Here is a 3,605-nt window from a genome sequence, read left to right on the forward strand (position 1 = left end):
ATTGCGCAAAATAGCTTTGTAAGAGTCGGTTGGGATTGGGTAGTTGATTCAGAAGAAGATTTAAGTTGTACGATATATTATTGCCCTTTTTGTGGCAGCGAACTAAATGGATACGGATGCACTAAATATAAGGAGGCTGAAAAATGAAAGAGATTAGGTTAGCCAGTTTGAAACTCAAAAATTTCAAAGGGATTAAAGACTTTGAGATTTTAGATTTTTCAAAGAATACTAAAATATTAGGTGATAATGGTACAGGTAAGACTAGTTTGTTTGATGCTTTCAGCTGGCTGTTATTTGATAAGGACAGCCAAGGAAATTCAACTCAGTCATTTGATATAAAGACTTTGGATGAAGAGGGGAATGTAATTCATGGTTTGGAGCACGAGGTTGAGGGTGTACTACAGATCAATGAAAAGAAGTTAACTCTTAGAAAGACATATTATGAAAAGTGGACTAAGCAAAGGGGTTCAGCAGAGAAGAAGTTTACTGGTCACACTACAGATTACTTTTTGAATGAGGTACCAGTTAAGAAGAGTGAATATGATGCCCGAATTAATGAAATAGTAGATGAAGATATTTTCAAATTACTTACTAATCCAGCTCATTTTAACGAGGAATTGCATTGGAAAGAGCAGAGAAAAATATTATTTAAAATCGCTGGTGATGTAGATAGTGAAGAAGTGATTGCAGCTGCTGAGGGGTTAGATGATCTTCAAAGTATATTGGGTGGAAAAAAGATTGAAGATCATAAAAAAATTATTGAAACCAATCGCAAGAAGATTAATAAAGAATTAGATAAGATTCCTGTTCGTATTGATGAAACAAAATTAGGTATGCCAGACATCTCTAATTTAGATAAAAAAGAGATTAATGATGAAATTACAGGATTGAAAATGAGAAAGTCTGCTAAAGAGAAGAAGATCAGCAATATTGAAAATGGAGGTGAGATCGCTAAGAAGAAAAAGGAACTTGCAGAACTCCAATGTGAACTTATGGAGATTAAGAGCAACCATAGAAGTAGTTTTGATGATGAGATCGAACAGAATAGAGCAATTTTAGAAGAGTTAAGGGATAAATATCGTTCTGTTAATTCTGGTATTAAAGATAAAGAGCAAGAGATTAAGACTGGCAAACAGAGAATAGAGAAGATAGATAAAGAAATATCTAAACTTCGTACTAAATGGCATGAGGTTAATAAAAAAGAACTAAAATTTGAGCAAGAAGATGTTTGTCCTACATGTGGGCAAGATGTTCCTCAAGAGCAATTGGAAGAGACTAGAGAGAAAGCAATCAAAGAATTCAATCTAGATAAGTCTAATCAACTAGCAGAAATAAATTCAGATGGCAAGAGCAAGGCTGAATATAAAGAGATTGTAGCAGAAAAGAATGAAAATCTTAAAGCTGATATTAAAGATTTAGAATCTAAAGCTGAAAAGTACCAGGAAGAAGCAGAGAAGATTCAAGCTAAACTTATCGATTTAAAAGCAAAAGCTAAAGCAGTAACTGAATCAGAAGACTATCAATCTAAGCTAGAAGAAAAAGAGAAGCTTGAAGAGGAAATCAAACAGCTCCAGGAAGATAAATCACAGTCTATAGATGAAGTTAAAGAACAGATCTATCTATTAGAAAAAGAGATCGAATCCAATGAAAGAAAGCTATCTCAAATCGAGCAGTATGAAAAAGGCCAAGAGAGGATCCAGGAGCTTGCAGATCAAGAGAAAAAATTAGCCAAAGAGTTTAGCAAGCTTGAAAGAGAATTATTCTTAGTTGAAGAGTTTATTAGGACTAAGGTTGAGCTGTTGGACAAGAAGGTTAATTCTAAATTTAAATATGCCAAGTTTAAGTTATTCGAGGAGCAGGTAAATGGTGGAGTTAAGCCAACTTGCGAGACGTTATTTGGAGGAGTGCCTTATGGCTCATCACTTAATAGTGCAGCTAAGATAAAAGTTGGTTTAGATATAATCAATACTTTGAGTGAACATTACAAATTTAAAGCACCTGTTTTTATTGATAACACTGAAAGTATCAGCGAATTTACAAAGCCAGGAGGTAAAGTTAATTCTAAGAGCCAAGTAGTGACTTTAATCGTTAACGAGCGAGTCAGTGAATTAGTTACCCTCAAGGAGGGAGAGGTGGATATAGATAAGTTTATAAAGCTATTTGGAATCGAGGGAGCAATAGAAAGGCTATTTAAATTAGGAGAAGATGAATTAGTGTTAAAAAGCTTTAGTGCCGATTTAATAAAAGAGTTAGGTGTAAAATGGAAACAAATGAAGGAGGTGGTTTAAATGGTTAGACTTAAGTTTGGGGAGATTTATGGGGTAAAAGGAACTTATGCTAAGTATTGGGGTGTGCAAGGTGATTATCACCAGTTTGTAGATGGAGAAGATTTATATGATATTCATAAAAATAAACTTAAGGAGGAATTAGATAATGAGTAATAATGAATTAGCAGTAGTAGGTCAAAAGATTGTGGATAAGGTTTCTAGTAGGGTGCAGGACTTGCAACAAAAAGGAGATTTAGTATTACCTAAAGATTATTCAGCAGCTAATGCACTGAGGTCAGCGTGGTTGGAATTGCAGGATACAAAAACCAAAAACAAAAAACCAGTTTTGAGTGCATGTAGTCAAAATAGCATAATGAACACTTTGTTAGAAATGGTTACAAAAGGACTTAATCCGAGCAAAAAGCAATGCAGTTTTGTAGCGTATGGTAATAAATTAACTTGTCAAGTAGAGTACCCAGGTAATATAAGAATGGTTAAATCCATGGCAGGGGCTGATGATGTTAATGCTACAGTTGTTTATAAGGGTGACGAATTAGATTACGAAAAGATAAAAGGGAGAACGGTTATTCATAGCCACAAAACTTCTCTTGAAAACAAAATAAATGGTGAAATAATAGCAGCTTATGCGACTATTGAGTTTCCTGGAGAGAAGCCAGATTATAGTGAAATTATGACCTTACAGCAGATGAAACAGGCTTGGAAGCAAGGAAATATGTACAAAAATGAAAACAGCGACAGTTTTCATAATAAATTTTCTGAGGAAGCTTGTAAAAAGACAGTAACCAACAGAACTTGTAAGACTTATATTCGTAGTAGTGATGATGTTAACTTGCTCATTGCCAAAGCTAATGAAGCTGGGATTAAAATGTCAGAAGATATTCAAGCAGAGCAGGAAGTGCAAGAAGAGATTGAAGAGAATGCTAATAGTCAAGTGATTGATATTGAACTTGAAGAACAGGATCAAGAGGAAAAATCAACTTTAGTTTCTGGTCCTATGAAAAATTTAGATGAAGCAAAGAAAATAAAAGAGAAAGCGGATGAAGAAGTTAAAAATATGCCAGAGGAGCCAGATTTTTAATGATTGATATAACTACACTAGCCTCTGGAAGTAAGGGGAATTGCTACTATATAACTGATGGTAGCACTCCCTTGCTCCTGGAGTGTGGAATATCAATAAAAGAGATAAGAAAGGGTACAGAGTTCAGGCTTGGAGAGGTTGAAGGGTGCTTGATTACTCACGAGCATGGCGATCATATTAAAGCAGCTGTTGATGTCGCTAGAGCTGGAATAGATTGTTATATGTCAAAGGGTACATTT

At 34.7% G+C, this 3,605-nt stretch carries 4 protein-coding genes; all 4 read left to right on the forward strand.

Annotated elements, in window-relative coordinates; all coding sequences use genetic code 11:
• Positions 1–143 precede the first annotated feature (143 nt).
• Positions 144–2,288: an ATP-binding protein gene (locus OREMA_RS0116810; RefSeq protein ID WP_018250412.1), complete on the forward strand. Its 2,145-nt coding sequence runs from the start codon at positions 144–146 to the stop codon at positions 2,286–2,288.
• Entirely contained in the window at positions 2,289–2,441 is a 153-nt protein-coding gene (locus tag OREMA_RS19005; protein WP_018250413.1) for a hypothetical protein, read from the forward strand.
• A complete protein-coding gene (locus tag OREMA_RS0116820; RefSeq protein WP_018249743.1) occupies positions 2,434–3,366 on the forward strand; it encodes a RecT family recombinase in 933 nt (310 codons plus the stop codon). The genes OREMA_RS19005 and OREMA_RS0116820 overlap by 8 nt, the downstream gene beginning before the upstream one ends.
• The coding region (locus OREMA_RS0116825; protein ID WP_018250414.1) for an MBL fold metallo-hydrolase at positions 3,366–3,605 on the forward strand (240 nt) is incomplete at its 3' end. The genes OREMA_RS0116820 and OREMA_RS0116825, both read left to right, overlap by 1 nt.

Source organism: Orenia marismortui DSM 5156, assembly GCF_000379025.1.
Taxonomy (GTDB): Bacteria; Bacillota; Halanaerobiia; order Halobacteroidales; family Halobacteroidaceae; genus Orenia; species Orenia marismortui.

Excerpts from the sequence above, each read along its gene's own strand:
- OREMA_RS19005 (WP_018250413.1), top strand. The coding sequence starts at position 2,289 with ATGGTTAGACTTAAGTTTGGGGAGATTTATGGGGTAAAAGGAACTTAT.
- OREMA_RS0116820 (WP_018249743.1), top strand. The coding sequence starts at position 2,434 with ATGAGTAATAATGAATTAGCAGTAGTAGGTCAAAAGATTGTGGATAAG.
- OREMA_RS0116810 (WP_018250412.1), top strand. The coding sequence starts at position 144 with ATGAAAGAGATTAGGTTAGCCAGTTTGAAACTCAAAAATTTCAAAGGG.